This window comes from Glaciimonas sp. GNP009 (assembly GCF_054343755.1).
In genome coordinates, this window is sequence record NZ_JBTGUV010000004.1 from 2746193 (window position 1) to 2762065 (window position 15873).

The 15873-nt window shown below is 52.0% G+C and carries 13 protein-coding genes; all 13 read left to right on the forward strand.

The window, feature by feature from the left end:
- The first annotated feature begins 5 nt into the window (after window positions 1–5).
- The 13 genes from rsmH (at window position 6) to ftsA (ending at window position 15753) form a co-directional block, all read left to right on the forward strand.
- A complete protein-coding gene (gene rsmH / locus ACXX82_RS12940; RefSeq protein ID WP_322235323.1) occupies window positions 6–992 on the forward strand; it encodes a 16S rRNA (cytosine(1402)-N(4))-methyltransferase RsmH in 987 nt (328 codons plus the stop codon).
- Window positions 989–1261, forward strand: a complete 273-nt coding sequence (gene ftsL / locus ACXX82_RS12945) for a cell division protein FtsL (RefSeq protein ID WP_322235325.1) — start codon at window positions 989–991, stop codon at window positions 1259–1261. Before rsmH ends, ftsL begins: the two co-directional genes overlap by 4 nt.
- Window positions 1258–3021 carry a peptidoglycan D,D-transpeptidase FtsI family protein gene (locus tag ACXX82_RS12950; RefSeq protein ID WP_322235328.1) on the forward strand — a complete coding sequence of 588 codons (1764 nt, stop codon included), beginning with the start codon at window positions 1258–1260 and terminating at the stop codon, window positions 3019–3021. The genes ftsL and ACXX82_RS12950 overlap by 4 nt, the downstream gene beginning before the upstream one ends.
- Complete coding sequence (locus tag ACXX82_RS12955) at window positions 3021–4604, forward strand: UDP-N-acetylmuramoyl-L-alanyl-D-glutamate--2,6-diaminopimelate ligase (protein ID WP_458563054.1); 1584 nt, start codon at window positions 3021–3023, stop codon at window positions 4602–4604. Before ACXX82_RS12950 ends, ACXX82_RS12955 begins: the two co-directional genes overlap by 1 nt.
- The gene (locus ACXX82_RS12960; RefSeq protein ID WP_458563055.1) at window positions 4601–6088 is read left to right on the forward strand and encodes a UDP-N-acetylmuramoyl-tripeptide--D-alanyl-D-alanine ligase; all 1488 of its coding nucleotides are present in this window, start codon (window positions 4601–4603) and stop codon (window positions 6086–6088) included. Before ACXX82_RS12955 ends, ACXX82_RS12960 begins: the two co-directional genes overlap by 4 nt.
- Complete coding sequence (mraY, locus tag ACXX82_RS12965) at window positions 6088–7257, forward strand: phospho-N-acetylmuramoyl-pentapeptide-transferase (protein WP_322235335.1); 1170 nt, start codon at window positions 6088–6090, stop codon at window positions 7255–7257. The genes ACXX82_RS12960 and mraY overlap by 1 nt, the downstream gene beginning before the upstream one ends.
- Window positions 7258–7265: 8 nt before the next feature.
- The gene (gene murD / locus ACXX82_RS12970) at window positions 7266–8792 is read left to right on the forward strand and encodes a UDP-N-acetylmuramoyl-L-alanine--D-glutamate ligase (RefSeq protein WP_322235338.1); all 1527 of its coding nucleotides are present in this window, start codon (window positions 7266–7268) and stop codon (window positions 8790–8792) included.
- Window positions 8789–10054 (forward strand): putative lipid II flippase FtsW, encoded by a 1266-nt coding sequence (gene ftsW / locus ACXX82_RS12975; protein WP_416186802.1) that lies wholly within the window; start codon window positions 8789–8791, stop codon window positions 10052–10054. Before murD ends, ftsW begins: the two co-directional genes overlap by 4 nt.
- Entirely contained in the window at window positions 10051–11142 is a 1092-nt protein-coding gene (gene murG, locus ACXX82_RS12980; protein ID WP_458563056.1) for an undecaprenyldiphospho-muramoylpentapeptide beta-N-acetylglucosaminyltransferase, read from the forward strand. Before ftsW ends, murG begins: the two co-directional genes overlap by 4 nt.
- The gene (murC, locus tag ACXX82_RS12985) at window positions 11132–12541 is read left to right on the forward strand and encodes a UDP-N-acetylmuramate--L-alanine ligase (RefSeq protein WP_322235343.1); all 1410 of its coding nucleotides are present in this window, start codon (window positions 11132–11134) and stop codon (window positions 12539–12541) included. Before murG ends, murC begins: the two co-directional genes overlap by 11 nt.
- Before the next feature lie 138 nt (window positions 12542–12679).
- Window positions 12680–13666 carry a D-alanine--D-alanine ligase gene (locus ACXX82_RS12990; RefSeq protein ID WP_458563057.1) on the forward strand — a complete coding sequence of 329 codons (987 nt, stop codon included), beginning with the start codon at window positions 12680–12682 and terminating at the stop codon, window positions 13664–13666.
- Between the two features lie 76 nt (window positions 13667–13742).
- Window positions 13743–14507, forward strand: a complete 765-nt coding sequence (locus tag ACXX82_RS12995) for a cell division protein FtsQ/DivIB (RefSeq protein ID WP_323505858.1) — start codon at window positions 13743–13745, stop codon at window positions 14505–14507.
- 13 nt (window positions 14508–14520) lie between these two features.
- Window positions 14521–15753 carry a cell division protein FtsA gene (gene ftsA / locus ACXX82_RS13000; RefSeq protein WP_322235348.1) on the forward strand — a complete coding sequence of 411 codons (1233 nt, stop codon included), beginning with the start codon at window positions 14521–14523 and terminating at the stop codon, window positions 15751–15753.
- The last annotated feature ends 120 nt before the right edge of the window (window positions 15754–15873 follow it).

The window sequence follows — 15873 nt, forward strand, 5'->3', positions numbered from 1 at the left end:
CCAAGATGACTGAACAATCGGTGCCCGAATTCCAGCACCGCACGGTGTTGCTGGATGAGGCTGTAGAAGCATTAAACATTGTTGGACCACGTGCCGATGGCGTGTATGTCGACGGTACCTTTGGCCGTGGTGGACATAGCCGCAAAATTTTAGAAAGCCTTGGACCGATGGGGCGTCTGATTGCGTTCGATAAGGATCCGCAAGCAATTGCGACCGCGAACACCATCACCGACCCGCGATTTGAGATCGTACATGACAGTTTTGCGACGATGGCTGAAGCGTTGCGGGATCGTCATATTGCGCAGGTAGATGGTGTATTGCTAGACCTCGGTATTTCTTCGCCGCAAGTTGATGATGCAAGTCGGGGATTTAGTTTTCGCGCCGATGGACCGCTGGATATGCGTATGGATACCACGCGAGGCATGTCTGCAGCGGCGTGGCTGGCGATAGCGGATGAACAAACAATTGGAAAGGTAGTGCGTGATTATGGGGAAGAACGGTTTGCTGTTCAGATTGCAAAGGCGATTGTTGCTGGCAGGGCAGTCCAGCCAATTTCAACCACACGACAGCTTGCCGCGATCGTGGCAAACGCTGTCAAAACCCGCGAGAAGGGCAAAGACCCGGCCACTCGCACATTTCAAGCTATCCGGATTTACATCAATAAAGAGCTTGAAGAACTCAAAATAGTGTTGGATCAGGCGTTCGAGCAGATGTCTCTGCAAGGGAGATTGGTTGTGATCAGTTTTCACTCGCTGGAAGATCGCATCGTCAAGCAGTATATGGCTTCCAAAGCCAAGCTGCCGCAGCCAGACCGTCGCTTACCGATTCTTGCTGTCGATTTGCCGCAACCTCAGTTAAAACTAGTCTCGCGTGTTAAGCCATCGGACGCCGAAGTGACTGCCAATCCGCGCTCACGCTCAGCCATTATGCGGGTCGGTGAGCGTCTCGCCAGCAGCGCAAAATCAGGTCTCATGACAGGTGATCAGTCATGATCGGGCGTGTCAACGCGATGTTGACGGTAATGCTCGTTATCTGCGCGCTGGCATTGGTCAATGCGCAATATCAGGAACGTCAGTTATTCATCGAACTGGGGCGCGCCCAAAGCCAGGCGCGGCAGCTGGATATAGAGTGGTCCCAACTACAGCTTGATCAATCTACTCTCGGCAAAAATGCCAGGATCGAGGCCGGTGCGCGGCGTGACCTGAATATGGTGCCATTGACGCCGCAGCGCACCCAGTACTTAACGATGGGGGCCAAATGACTCGCAACCCACCGCGTACCGCCGCATCCAAAGGCATGCCATTTACCGCAAGCCCTGTATTGAAAGTCAAACTCCCGGTTTGGCGTTCACGCGTTGTGCTGTTTATGTTATTTGCAGCTTTTTTTGCTTTGGTGGCAAGAGCGTTATGGTTACAAGGCGTATCTACCGAATTTTTGCAAAAGCAAGGCGCTTCTCGTTATGCACGCACGCTAGAGTTGCCAGCGACGCGTGGCAAGATTACTGATCGCAACGGTCAGGTATTGGCCTCATCGGTGCCGGTCAAAGCAATCTGGGCGATTCCTGATGATGTACAGCAAGCGCCCAAAGAAAAGTTGCAAGCGCTGGCAAAATTACTTGATATGACGCAGGCCGAGTTAAATAAAAAGCTCGATTCTGATCGAAGCTTTGTCTACCTCAAGAGGCAAGTCGAGAAAGAGGCGACGGATCAGATAGCCAAGCTTGGTATTGCCGGGATCGAAACGCGTCCCGAATATAAACGCTTCTATCCTGAGGGTGAAGTAGCGGCGCACGTGGTCGGCTTTACCAATATCGAAGATGCAGGACAAGATGGGATGGAACTGTCACAACAAAAAACGCTGGCAGGAGCTACTGGTAGCCGCCGTGTTATCAAGGATCGTCTTGGTCGGATTGTCGAAGATATTGAAGCCGTCAAAGAGCCGCATGACGGTCGCGATCTTGTCTTGTCAATAGACAGCAAAATTCAGTACATTGCTTTTACTCAACTAAAAGAGATGGTTGAGAAGAGCAAAGCCAAAGCCGGAGCCATTGTAGTGGTCGACGCCAAAAGCGGCGAAGTGCTGGCACTCGCCAATCTGCCTAGTTATAATCCTAACGATCGATCAATACTCACCGGCGCGCAACTGCGCAATCGCGTGATGACCGATACTTTTGAGCCGGGATCGACGCTAAAACCATTCACGGTGGCATTGGCGCTTGATACCAATCGTATTCAACCTGGAACCACGTTCCAGGTGCCGGATAAAATGACGATCGGTACGGCAACTATCGGTGACTCACACCCGCATGGATTGCTTAGTATGACTGTTGCTCAGATTATCCAAAAATCGTCCAACCTCGGGACGGCACAAATAGCCTTGCAGATGCCAGCCGAAGAAATGTGGGAAATGTTCACCACGGTCGGTCTTGGACAGCAACCAAAATTTGGCTTCCCCGGTGCTGTCGCCGGTCGCGTCCGTCCGTTCAAATCATGGCGTCCGATTGAACAGGCAACCATGAGTTACGGCCATGGAATATCTGTATCACTGATCCAGATGGCACATGCCTATACCATTTTTGCGCGCAACGGCGACTTGATCCCGTTGTCATTCAAAAAAGTCACTACCGATCCGATTGGTCAACGCGTCATTTCTGAAAAAACGGCGTTAACCATGCGTGCAATGCTCGAAAGAGTAACTGCGCCCGGAGGTACGGCACCGAAAGCACAAGTGCCCGGATATCGTGTAGGCGGAAAAACGGGCACGGCTTACAAAATTGAAGGTGGTAAGTACGTTAAAAAGTATATTGCTGATTTCGTCGGTTTCGCTCCAGCGTCGGATCCTCGCTTAATTGTTGCTGTAATGATTGATGAGCCTAGCAACGCCTACCGTTATGGTGGTGATTCCGCTGCGCCAGTTTTTGCCAGTGTGGTGGGAAATGCATTGCGTACCTTAAATGTGCCGCCTGACTCTAATATTACCGACATCATCATTCCGACTGATGGTCCGAAGGAGAGTTTCTGATGACTATCAGACGATCCCCGCCATCTGCGTTAAACACACTAACCAAGTTGGCGTCAATCCAGACATGGTTGGAAGGACTTGTAACGGCGGCATCTCCGACAGTCCGACTAGTCTCCGATTCACGAAAAATAAGTGCCGGAGATGTGTTTTTTGCCTACCCCGGCGATGGCGCCGACGGCCGTACATACATTGCCCAAGCCTTGGAAAAGGGCGCTGTTGCAGTTGTATTTGAAGTACACCAATTCGAATGGAATCCGGATTGGACCGTTCCGCATCTGGCTGTAGATGGCCTGAAAAAACTCGCAGGCCCGATAGCGAATACCTTTTATCAGCAGCCTGACCGCGATATGAGCGTTATTGCCGTGACCGGAACCAATGGCAAGACCTCGTGCAGTCAATGGCTGGGCCACGCATTGGCACAGCTCGGGCAAACGACTGGCGTCATCGGCACGCTCGGAATTGGTACTTTTGTACCGCGCCAACGTGCTGAATTTACGGTTACCGGCTATACCACGCCTGATGCGATTCTTTTACAGACTGAACTGTTGAAGCTGCAACAAGCGGGCGTGCAGGCGCTGGCGATTGAAGCCTCCTCTATCGGGCTGGATCAAGGTCGCCTCAATGGCCTGCATGTCGATATTGCTTTGTTCACTAATTTCACCCGTGATCATCTTGACTATCACGGTGATATGGCGACTTACGAGGCGGCTAAGCGCGCACTTTTTGAATGGCCGGGTTTGCAACACGCTGTGATCAACCTTGACGATGAGATGGGTTTGCGTCTGGCGCGGCAAATGCTACAAGAAGGCGGTTCGGCAGCCGTTATTGGTTATGCCTTGACGGATGCGGCGATGGAAAGTGCTGCCGTTTTAGGTGAATTTCCGATACTGCGCGCGACGGCAGTACGCACCAGCGCCAGCGGTACGGCTTTTCACGTCGTCTCATCATTCGGTTCAGGCCAGATTAAAACGCATCTGGTTGGCCAGTTTAACGTCAGTAACGTGCTAGGTATTTTAGGCGTTTTGCTTGCCAAAGGAGTCGTATGGGATACCGCGGTCCAAGCGCTTGAGCGGTTAACCGCTGTTCCCGGACGCATGGAGCAATTTGGTGGTCAGGATGCGCCATTGATTGTGATTGATTACGCGCATACTCCAGATGCATTGGAAAAAACATTACTTACATTGCGTCAGGTCGCACAGCAACGTGGCGGTGAGTTGTGGTGCGTATTCGGTTGTGGCGGAGATCGCGATCCGGGCAAGCGGCCGCAGATGGGTGCCGTTGCAGAGATTGCCGATCATGTGATCGTCACCAGCGACAATCCGCGCAGCGAAGATCCGGGCCAGATCATTGCACAGATTCTTGCAGGGATGAAATCAGCGGCAACCGTTCAAACGCAGGAAGATCGGGCGGCGGCGATTCTGCGCGCTGTGCGCAAGGCGGGTAAAGCGGATGTAGTGTTGTTGGCTGGCAAAGGCCATGAAACCTATCAGGAAATAAAAGGAAAGAAATTACCATTTTTGGATGCTGATCATACGGCCCTGGCGTTGGCGTCACGTGCCACGATGAAAGGTGGCCCGATATGATCAAGATTCCGTTTACTGCATCAGTCGATGATCTGCAATCCTGGCTGCAGTCCTGGCAACAGACAGTGAGTCTTGCCAGTATTAATGGCAGCGGCAGCGTTGCCGCTGGCGACATTGCCGTCACCGGCTTAACAACCGATAGCCGGGCTGTCGTGCCGGGAAACCTGTTTGTCGCCTTACGCGGAGAGCGCTTCGATGCGCACGATTTTTTGGATCAGGTTATAGCGCAAGGTGCAGCAGCATTAATCGTTGAGCGTGCGCCGACCAATTTATCCGTACCTGCGCTGATCGTGGCAGATACGCGCAATGCACTTGGCGCGATTGCTAATGGGTGGCGTCGACAATTCTCTTTGCCACTGATCGCCGTAACCGGCAGCAATGGCAAAACCACGGTCAAGGAGATGATCGCCGCGATTTTGGCTGCCGCGTTCGGTGTTGACGGTTATCTGTCCACACGTGGTAATTTCAATAACGAAATAGGTGTGCCGCTCACCCTGCAACGGCTGGATGCCAGCCACCGGGCGGCGGTGATCGAATTGGGAATGAATCACCCCGGCGAAATAGCGGTACTCGCTGCTATTGCCGCGCCAACGGTTGGACTGGTGAATAATGCGCAGCGCGAACACCAGGAGTTCATGGCCAGTGTCGAAGCCGTGGCTTTAGAAAATGGCGCGGTAATGAGTGCCTTATCAGATGGCGGGATTGCAGTTTTCCCTGCCGATGATCCTTTTACGCCACTGTGGCGCGGGCTTACTGCTGACAAAGGTGGAGGCGTGCGGTCGCTGACCTTTGGCTTTTCTGCTGATGCCGATGTGCACTGTACTTATCAACCAACGGCATTTGGCAGCATCTTACACGTCACTACACCTAAACAAACGTTCGCGGTACGACTCGATGCAGCTGGTGAACACAATGTGCGGAATGCACTGGCCGCCATTGCTTGCACATTGGCTATCGGTATTGAAATATCGGCGATTCAGCAAGGACTGGAATCGTTTGTCCCGGTCAGTGGTCGCTTGCAGCGCAAACAAGCACAACATGCCGGGTATGCGGGGGCGTTAGTTATTGATGATACTTACAATGCCAATCCGGATTCGGTACGCGCTGCAATTGACGTACTGGCGCAATCTGCCCCGCCGCGATTGTTGATACTGGGTGATATGGGTGAAGTCGGTAACGACGGTCCTGCATTCCATCAGGAAATCGGAGAATATGCCCAGCAACGCGGAATTACCCATTTACTGACGCTGGGTGCGCTAGCAATTGATGCCACTAAAGCTTTCGGCGTATCAGCGCAACATTTCGAAGATATCGCGGCATTGATTGCCACTGCCGACTCACTCATGACGCCCACCACAACGGTACTCGTCAAAGGCTCTCGCTTCATGAAAATGGAGCGTGTCGTCGCGCATCTGGTCAGCGCACCTGGCGTCAGGGATTTATCAACACCGTCATCATCGTCATCACCACAGGAGACGCACTAATGCTGCTTTGGCTAGCGCAAATTTTTCAGCAGGATCATAGTTTTCTGCGCGTATTTAATTTTCTCACTTTCCGTGCGGTCTTTGCGACGCTGACGGCTTTAGCGATCGGCTTGATTGCAGGACCCGGCGTGATTCGTATGCTGGCGCGCCTGAAGGTTGGTCAGGCAGTGCGCACCGATGGTCCGCAAACACATTTGATCAAATCCGGCACACCAACGATGGGTGGCGTGCTCATTCTGATTGCGATTGGCATTTCGACGTTGTTGTGGAGTGATTTGAGTAATCGCTTTGTCTGGATCGTATTGTTAGTAACGTTCGGGTTTGGTGCAATAGGTTGGGTCGATGACTATCGCAAGGTCGTCTATAAAGATCCAAATGGCATGCGTTCGCGTGAAAAATATTTCTGGCAATCGCTGATCGGTATTGTGGCAGCGATCTGCCTGGCATTTTCGGTTTCCGGCGCAACCAATATGCAAGTCTGGGATTTGTTTGTGGCTTGGATTAAATCTGGATTGAGTATGGATCTGCCGCCGAAAGCAGATTTGATTGTGCCATTTTTTAAGACCGTCAGTTATCCGTTGGGTGTATGGGGCTTCATGGCACTGACGTATTTTGTCATCGTCGGGACCAGCAATGCAGTCAACCTGACTGACGGTCTTGATGGTCTGGCGATTATGCCGACTGTCCTCGTCGGCGCGGCGCTGGGTGTCTTTGCTTATTTAACCGGTAATTACACTTTTGCACGATATCTGCTAATTCCGCATATTCCTGGGGCTGGTGAATTACTGATTTTTTGCGGTGCAATGGCTGGCGCAGGACTTGCGTTTCTTTGGTACAACGCTTACCCGGCCCAAGTCTTCATGGGCGATGTTGGCGCACTTGCTTTGGGTGGCGCACTCGGCACAGTTGCCGTCATTGTGCGGCAAGAAATATTGCTATTCATCATGGGTGGCATCTTCGTCGTAGAAACGCTATCGGTGATGTTGCAAGTGATTTATTTCAAATACACAAAGAAGCGTTTTGGTATTGGACGTCGCGTCTTGTTGATGGCGCCGTTGCATCACCATTATGAGCAAAAAGGCTGGAAAGAAACACAGGTGGTCGTCCGCTTCTGGATCATCACGATGATGTTAGTGTTGTTTGGTTTATCCACGTTGAAGTTAAGGTAAGAGCGGTAATGAATTACATCGGCAAACATGTTCTGGTGCTGGGCTTGGGTGAGTCGGGACTGGCAATGGCATTGTGGCTAGCGCGCTGCGGGGCCACGCTGCGCATCGCTGATACGCGCGATGCGCCTGAGCGTTTACAGCAATTGCTGCAGGCGGTTCCTGATGTTGAGTTTGTGGGTGGCGTCGAAGATGGCAGATTCAATCCTTTGCTTTTAGACGGCATCGATTTTGCCGCAGTAAGTCCAGGTCTGGTACCGGACGCGGAGTTGAAAGACATCATTCCGGCGGCCTTGCTCGCCGAAATTCCTGTGTGGGGAGAAATTGAACTCTTCGCCCAAGCGCTGGCAGCTTTGCGTGAAAGTCAGGAATATCACCCGAAAGTGATCGCCATCACTGGCACTAACGGCAAAACCACGGTGACCAGTCTGACCGGTTTGCTATGTCAACGATCAGGTTTAACTGTACAGGTCGCAGGTAATATCAGCCCTGCTGCATTGGATGTTTTGCGCACCGCTTTGGATACGGAAACTTTGCCGCAAGCATGGGTATTGGAGTTATCCAGTTTTCAGTTGCACACCACTTATAGTTTGCAAGCGGATGTGGCAACAGTATTAAACGTGACCCAGGATCATCTCGACTGGCATGGCGAGATGGCGGCTTATGTTGGAGACAAGGCACGCATTTTCGGCGAAAACACACTTCGTGTTTTGAATCGTGACGATCCAATCGTCATGAAAATGGCCGACGCCACCAGCATTACCTTTGGTGTTGATGAGCCGGACAAGGCGAATTGTTTTGGCTTGACCAATGAGAACGGCATGCAATGGTTAGTGGTGGCTTCCGAGGTCGCAGAAGAAACTGAAAAGAAACGTGGAAAGAAGCATCAGGTCGAAGCATTGCCCATCAGTATCAAGCGCTTGATGCCAGCCGATGCCTTGCGGATTCGTGGTCAGCATAATGCCGCCAATGCATTAGCGGCTCTGGCTTTAGGGCGAGCGATCGGTTTGCCATTTGCCTCGCTGTTGCACGGTTTGCGTGAATACCGTGGCGAACCACATCGAGTGGAGTTGGTCGCCAGTATTGACGGCGTTGAGTATTACGACGACAGCAAAGGCACTAACGTTGGCGCTACTGTTGCTGCCCTTAATGGTTTAGGGCGCGGACCCGACGGCGGTGCCAGCGCGAACCGGTTGGTCTTGATCGCGGGCGGTGACGGCAAAGGACAAGACTTTACCCCTATTGCAGAACCATTAGCGCGTTATGGACGGGCGCTGGTGTTGATTGGTCGCGATGCCGATGCGATTCGCCATGCGGTCAACAGCGAACTGCTGGCCGCCGGAATCGATATCGTCGATTGCGATACGTTGGAGCAAGCGGTGCAACGTGCTGCTGAGCTTGCGCATGCTGGTGATGCAGTGTTGTTGTCACCGGCGTGCGCCAGCCTCGACATGTTCCGCAATTATGCGCACCGTGCTGAGGTGTTCGTGGCTGAAGTGCGCGAACTGGCATTGGCACGTGGCGAGGTAAGCTTATGAAATTCGCATTCCCATTCTTTTTAGGGAGTAGCGATAAGTCTGCGGAAAAGCCGCGGGCACCAGTTTCACCTATTCCTGCTCGTGCACGTTCTGTCGATGGCATGAAGCCGGGCATTCAGCGTTCAAAAATGATGGAGTACGACCAACCGCTGGTGTGGGTCGTGGTGTTGTTGATGCTGCTTGGTCTGGTGATGGTGTATTCGGCTTCTATCGCGTTACCGGATTCGCCTAAATATGCGAGCTACAAAAGTTATAACTTCTTGCTCCGTCAGGCAATTTTTATCTGCGTTTCTATGGTCGCAGGGTTTGTGACGTTTCGTATTCGTATCGCCACGTGGCAACGTTGGGCGCCCTATTTGTTTGTGATTACGTTGGTATTGCTGGCGATGGTATTGGTGCCCGGGTTAGGTAAGGGCGTCAACGGTGCCAAACGCTGGCTCTCGTTTCGCGTCTTTAATTTGCAGCCGTCGGAATTAATGAAGCTGTTCATCGTCCTCTATGCCGCCAACTATACCGTGCGCAAACAAGAGGTGATGCATAAGTTGACTAAAGGTTTCTTACCGATGACGGCAGCCGTCGGCGTGGTGGGACTATTGCTGATGTTGGAGCCAGATCTTGGCGCACTCGGTGTAATCGTCTGCATTGCAATGGGGATTTTATTTTTAGGCGGCATTAACGGGATTTGGTTCGGCGGTATTACAGCGATGCTGGCCGTGATGTTTTCGATGGTGATCTGGTTGTCACCATGGCGTCGAGAACGGATTTTCGCTTACTTGAATCCATGGGATCAAGACAATGCTTTAGGCAAGGCATACCAACTGTCGCATTCCTTGATTGCATTTGGGCGTGGCGAAATATTCGGCGTCGGGCTTGGTGCCAGCGTTGAAAAATTACATTATTTGCCGGAAGCGCACACCGACTTCTTGCTGGCAGTGATTGGTGAAGAACTCGGTTTTGTTGGTGTGCTGGTAGTGGTGATGATGTTTTATTGGATCATCAAGCGTGCCTTTGAAATCGGCCGTCAGGCGATCGCCATGGAGCAGGTTTTTGCCGGATTGACTGCCAAAGGTATCGGTATCTGGATCGGTGTGCAGACATTTATTAACATGGGCGTCAATCTGGGTTTGTTACCGACTAAAGGATTGACGTTGCCGCTGATGAGTTACGGCGGATCAGGTGTCTTGATTAATTGTATTGGGTTGGCGATTTTGTTGAGAATTGATTACGAGAATAGAGTCATGATGCGCGGGGGGCGGCAATGAAAAAATTGCTCATCATGGCCGCTGGTACTGGCGGACATATTTTCCCCGGTTTAGCGATTGCCGACACGATGCGGCAACGTGGCTGGCATGTAACGTGGCTCGGAACGACGCATGGCATGGAGGGCGATCTGGTGCCGCAGCATGGTATCGAGATGGATCGTATTGCGTTTTCTGGATTACGCGGAAAAGGCCTTGCGCATTCATTGCGTGGCGTGTGGCGGTTACTGGCCAGCTTTCCAGCCTGTTTTAGCTTCATTGGCCGACGTAAGCCCGACGTTATTCTCGGTATGGGCGGTTACGTCACCGTGCCGGGAGGAGTGATGGCACGGTTGCGTAAGGTGCCGTTAGTGTTGGTGAATGCGGATGCAGGGCTGTTGTTGTCAAATAAAGTATTGGCGCCTTTAGCGCAGCGTGTTTTGTTTGGATTTCCGGCAGAATTTGGTGCCGCAGCCAATAAGGCGCTGGTCACAGGCAATCCTGTGCGTCAGGAAATCATGCAATTGCCTTTGCCAGAGCAACGTTATAGCGGTCGTATCGGCCCGCTGCGGTTACTCGTAGTGGGCGGCAGCTTGGGCGCTAAGGCGCTCAATGATTGTTTGCCGGCAGCATTGGCGCTGATCCCGCTGGAATCGCGACCAAGTGTGACGCATCAATCTGGCAAGCAGCATATTGCAACCTTGCAAGCGGCCTACAAAGCGGCCGGCGTCGCAGCCGAAGTGGTGGCTTTTATTGACGATATGCCACGGCGCTATGCTGATGCCGATTTGGTGGTCTGTCGTGCTGGTGCGATTACGATTTCGGAATTGACGGCGGCGGGCGTTGCTAGTGTGTTGATCCCGCTGGTGGCTTCGACCACTTCGCATCAGCGTGACAACGCCAAGTGGATGGCGACAAAACAAGCGGCAATTCATCTGCCGCAAAACGATTTAAGTAAAGAGCGCTTGTCTGGTTTGTTGATGCGTATGACGCGTCAAGATTGTCAGGCAATGGCGCAGGCAGCCTACGAGAACGGCCGCCGCGATGCAAATCAAACCATCGCGCAGGTCCTTGAAGAATATGTAAGCACGGAAAGTAGTCATGAAACATAAAGTAAAAAATATTCATTTTGTCGGTATCGGCGGCTCAGGAATGAGCGGTATTGCTGAGGTGTTGTTAAATCTTGGCTACACCGTGTCCGGCTCCGATCTCGGCAGCAACGACGCCACGCGTCGGCTGGCTAAACTTGGCGCTAAGGTCATCTTGGGCCACGCCGCCGAAAATATTCAAAACGCTAACGCCATCGTCACCTCGACGGCTGTAAAAGAAGACAATCCGGAGGTTGTTGCCGGTCGCGAAAAGCATATTCCTATCGTGCCACGTGCCGTCATGTTGGCAGAATTGATGCGCCTCAAGCGCGGCATCGCGATTGCCGGTACGCACGGCAAAACGACCACGACAAGTCTGGTTGCCAGTGTGCTGGCTGAAGGCGGTCTTGACCCGACTTTTGTTATCGGCGGTCGGCTTACCAGCGCCGGAGCCAATGCCAAATTAGGTTCAGGCGATTTCATCGTGGCCGAGGCGGACGAGTCGGATGCTTCATTTTTGAACTTGTCCCCGGTGATTGAAGTCATTACCAACATCGATGCCGATCATATGGAAACCTATGATCACGATTTCAACAAGTTGAAGCAGGCCTTTGTTGAGTTCACGCAGAGGTTGCCATTTTATGGTGTTGCGGTGCTATGCATAGATGATGCAAATGTGCGCGACATCATGCCGCAGATTTCCAAGCCAATCACCACCTATGGCTTCCATGAGGAAGCTCAAGTGCGGGCGATTGATGCCAGGCCGGTTGCCGGGCATATGGAATTTACCGTGATTCAGGATGGCTATGCACCAATGCCGATCAGTCTCAATCAGCCCGGCATGCATAACGTGCAAAATGCGTGTGCCGCAGTGGCGATTGCGCGTGAACTCGGCGTTGCCGATGGCGCGATCCAAAAAGCGTTAACGGAGTTTCATGGCGTTGGTCGCCGCTTTACCCGATATGGTGAAATCTCGGTTCCCGCCACGGATACGCAGCCTGCCGGCACGTATGCATTGGTTGACGATTATGGTCATCATCCGGTCGAAACGACGGCGACTATTTCGGCGGCGCGTGGTGCTTATCCGGGCCGGAGACTCGTATTAGCATTTCAGCCGCATCGCTATACCCGGACCCGCGATTTGTTCGAAGATTTCGTCAAGGTGTTGTCCACCGTCGATGTACTCGTGCTGGCAGAAGTTTATGCTGCCGGAGAAACGCCTCTTGTGGCGGCGGATGGACGTGCATTGGCCCATGCGTTACGCGTGGCAGGAATGGCTGAACTGGTATTTGTTGAGAAAATTGCGGATATGCACGCGGCGATTGTCAACATAGTACGCGATGGCGACGTTGTGATGACAATGGGTGCAGGTTCTATCAGCAGCGTACCCGCGCAACTGGTCAATCAAACTGCATCCGACTAAGATTTTTAGAATTGTTTTGTGTTTTGATGCGTATTTTGGGATCGCTCGGATGAATAAGATATGCGTAACATAGTAAGCGAGATACATTAGCAATACGGTCAAAAACATACTGAGTAATACAGCGATAGTGAGCAAGTGATGAGTACAATATCTATGACCAAGCAATTCGGAAAAGTCGGCGTCCTGTTCGGCGGGCGATCGGCTGAGCGCGAAGTATCTAAAATGTCCGGCAACGGCGTTGTGCTGGCACTCAAAAACCAGGGCGTTGATGCGCACCTGTTCGATCCGGCTGAACGTAGTCTGGCGGAATTGGCCGCTGAAAAATTTGATCGCGTCTTCATTGCGTTGCACGGCCGCTTTGGCGAAGACGGCACGCTTCAAGGAGCGCTGGAACAACTCGGTATTCCTTACACCGGTCCGGGCGTGATGGCATCTGCGATTGCGATGGATAAGGTAATGAGCAAGCGCGTCTGGCAGAGTCTCGATTTGCCAACACCACGTTTTCTTGTCCTGGATTCCGCGAGTGTATCGAGCGACGAGCTGCGTCAATTGCCGGATGCGCTTGGCTTGCCATTGATGCTCAAAGCCCCGCATGAAGGTTCGACAATTGGCATCAGCAAGGTAACCGGTTACGCAGACATTGATGCTGGTTTCGCCTTGTGTGCAAAATACGATGAAGTGGTCCTCGCAGAAGAATTTATCAGCGGACGCGAGTTGACTGTGCCAGTGTTGGGCGCAGGTCGGACCGCGCGCGCGTTACCCATCGTAGAAATCCGTGCACCGGATGGTAACTATGATTATCAGCACAAATATTTTACCAATGACACTACCTATTTATGTCCGGCGCCGTTAGACGACGCATTGACGCAGCGCATACAGTCATTAGCGGTACAGGCTTTCAATGCACTTGGTTGCAAGGGGTGGGCAAGGGTTGATTTTATGTTACGGGATAGCGACAACGCCCCGTTCATTTTAGAAATCAATACATCGCCGGGGATGACAAGCCACTCGCTGGTGCCGATGTCAGCCAAGCAGGATGGATCAAGTTACGAAGAATTATGTGTGGAAATACTGGCGTCAGCATCACTGGAATTGCGGCATGAGAGCAACGAGACGACAATCTGAAAAGGTTGATATTTCGGTCAGGACACATCTTAACGAATTTAGTACGTAGCAAATACGAGCGATAAAGATAGCAATTATGTGGCAAGACATCAAAATATTGAACGCAACTTCCAATGCCCTGATTGGGCTGGTTTTGCTCGTCTTGTTAGCCTCCGGTGTATGGTGGCTGGCCCAACGGCCTATGTTTACGTTAAAGGTTATCCGGGTTGAGGGAGCGGGGCAAGGCGAGATACGTCGGGTTAATCCATTGACGATTCGTGCCAGTGCTTTGCCGCGAATTAAAGGTAATTTTTTTACAGCGAATCTGGATGCGGTACGCGTAGCGTTTGAGTCGGTTCCATGGGTACGCAAGGCCTCGGTGCAACGCGAATGGCCGAACCAATTGGTCGTCACGATTGAGGAACACCAGCCATTAGGCACGTGGGACGACGATGGACGGTTGTTATCGGTTAAAGGTGATTTGTTTATTGCCAATCTGGATGAGGCAGAAGAGGACGGCGATCTGTTGAAATTTGGTGGTCCAATCGGTAGTGAGAAAGACGTTCTTGCACGATTCATGGATTTCAAGAAATGGTTTGCGCCGCTCAAATTAACACCTACAGATGTGGAGCTTTCTCCGCGTTATGCATGGAGCGTTAAATTGGATAACGGTATGACCGTGGCGCTTGGGCGGGAACAAAACAAGGCAACCTTGCAGGATCGTGTTGGCCGGTTGGTTGAGATTTATCCGCAGTTGTTGTCGCGTTTGCAGGACCGGATTGAAAGTGTGGATATGCGTTATCCGAATGGTCTGGCGTTAAAGGCGAGTGGCCTTGGTGCTGGATTGGGAAATAAAAAATAATAAGCGGAATATTATGACTAAAGACGCAAAAAACTTGATCGTTGGCCTTGATATCGGCACTTCCAAAGTGGTGGCGGTAGTAGCTGAGGTTCTGCCTGATGGACGACACGAAGTGATCGGGCTCGGTCAGCATGAATCCAGAGGCTTGAAAAAAGGGGTAGTGGTTAATATTGAGGCCACAGTAGAGTCGATCCAGCGTGCGCTGGAAGAGGCTGAATTGATGGCGGATTGCAAAATCCGCAATGTGTATACCGGTATTGCCGGTAGCCATATACGCAGCTTTAATTCCAGTGGCATGGTGGCGATCAAGGACAAGGAAGTAACGGCAGCAGATGTCTCGCGTGTGATCGAAACAGCGAAGGCTGTCAACATTCCGACCGATCAGCAATTGCTGCATACGGTGCCGCAAGAATTTATCGTCGATAGCCAGGACGATGTGCGTGAACCAATCGGGATGAGCGGTATCCGACTTGAGGTCAAGGTGCATATCGTTACCGGCGCAGTGTCGGCGGTACAAAACATTGTCAAATGTATTCGCCGCTGTGGTTTGGAAGTATCGGACCTGATTTTGCAGCCAATGGCTTCGGCCGATGCGGTGCTCACTACTGATGAAAAAGAACTTGGCGTCGTGCTGGTTGATATTGGTGGCGGTACAACCGATGTAGCGGTATTCACGGAAGGCGCGATTCGGCATACGGCCGTGATCCCGATTGCCGGTGATCAGATCACCAACGATATCGCGATGGCGTTACGGACGCCGACTGCGGAAGCGGAAGAAATCAAGTTGCGTTACGGCGTCGCAAAACAGATTCTGGCTGATCCGGGCGAAACGTTGGAAGTACCAGGTCTGGGTGATCGCAATTCGCGCACGCTGTCACGTCAGGCGTTGGCTGCCGTGATTGAACCACGCGTCGAAGAATTATTCGCACTAGTGCATCAAGTTGTGCGTGAGTCGGGGTATGAAGAGGTGCTCTCTAGCGGCATTGTGTTGACCGGTGGATCGGCACTGATGCCCGGCATGATCGAGCTGGCAGAAGATATCTTTTTGAAGCCAGCACGTTTAGGCACGCCACACTACAACGGCCAATTGGCTGACGTGGTGCGCAGTCCGCGTTACGCGACGGTGCTGGGTTTGCTGTTGGAGGCGAAAAAGCAGTATCTGCGTGGCTATATTGTGACGCGTCAGGAAGGCTCTGCGAAGGCAGTCTGGCAACGTATGAAGGAATGGTTTTTAGGGAATTTTTAAGTGTTGGAATGTGGTGTAGATGGGGTCAGACACAACTTCTGAAGTTGCAGTAAAAGGTCGAGGCAGTACAAAGAAGCAAAGTAGAAGCAGCAGATGTGGCAATACATTATTTAAAATTGG

Excerpts from the sequence above, each read along its gene's own strand:
- rsmH (WP_322235323.1), top strand. The coding sequence starts at position 6 with ATGACTGAACAATCGGTGCCCGAATTCCAGCACCGCACGGTGTTGCTG.
- ftsL (WP_322235325.1), top strand. The coding sequence starts at position 989 with ATGATCGGGCGTGTCAACGCGATGTTGACGGTAATGCTCGTTATCTGC.
- ACXX82_RS12950 (WP_322235328.1), top strand. The coding sequence starts at position 1,258 with ATGACTCGCAACCCACCGCGTACCGCCGCATCCAAAGGCATGCCATTT.
- ACXX82_RS12955 (WP_458563054.1), top strand. The coding sequence starts at position 3,021 with ATGACTATCAGACGATCCCCGCCATCTGCGTTAAACACACTAACCAAG.
- ACXX82_RS12960 (WP_458563055.1), top strand. The coding sequence starts at position 4,601 with ATGATCAAGATTCCGTTTACTGCATCAGTCGATGATCTGCAATCCTGG.
- mraY (WP_322235335.1), top strand. The coding sequence starts at position 6,088 with ATGCTGCTTTGGCTAGCGCAAATTTTTCAGCAGGATCATAGTTTTCTG.
- murD (WP_322235338.1), top strand. The coding sequence starts at position 7,266 with ATGAATTACATCGGCAAACATGTTCTGGTGCTGGGCTTGGGTGAGTCG.
- ftsW (WP_416186802.1), top strand. The coding sequence starts at position 8,789 with ATGAAATTCGCATTCCCATTCTTTTTAGGGAGTAGCGATAAGTCTGCG.
- murG (WP_458563056.1), top strand. The coding sequence starts at position 10,051 with ATGAAAAAATTGCTCATCATGGCCGCTGGTACTGGCGGACATATTTTC.
- murC (WP_322235343.1), top strand. The coding sequence starts at position 11,132 with ATGAAACATAAAGTAAAAAATATTCATTTTGTCGGTATCGGCGGCTCA.
- ACXX82_RS12990 (WP_458563057.1), top strand. The coding sequence starts at position 12,680 with ATGAGTACAATATCTATGACCAAGCAATTCGGAAAAGTCGGCGTCCTG.
- ACXX82_RS12995 (WP_323505858.1), top strand. The coding sequence starts at position 13,743 with ATGTGGCAAGACATCAAAATATTGAACGCAACTTCCAATGCCCTGATT.
- ftsA (WP_322235348.1), top strand. The coding sequence starts at position 14,521 with ATGACTAAAGACGCAAAAAACTTGATCGTTGGCCTTGATATCGGCACT.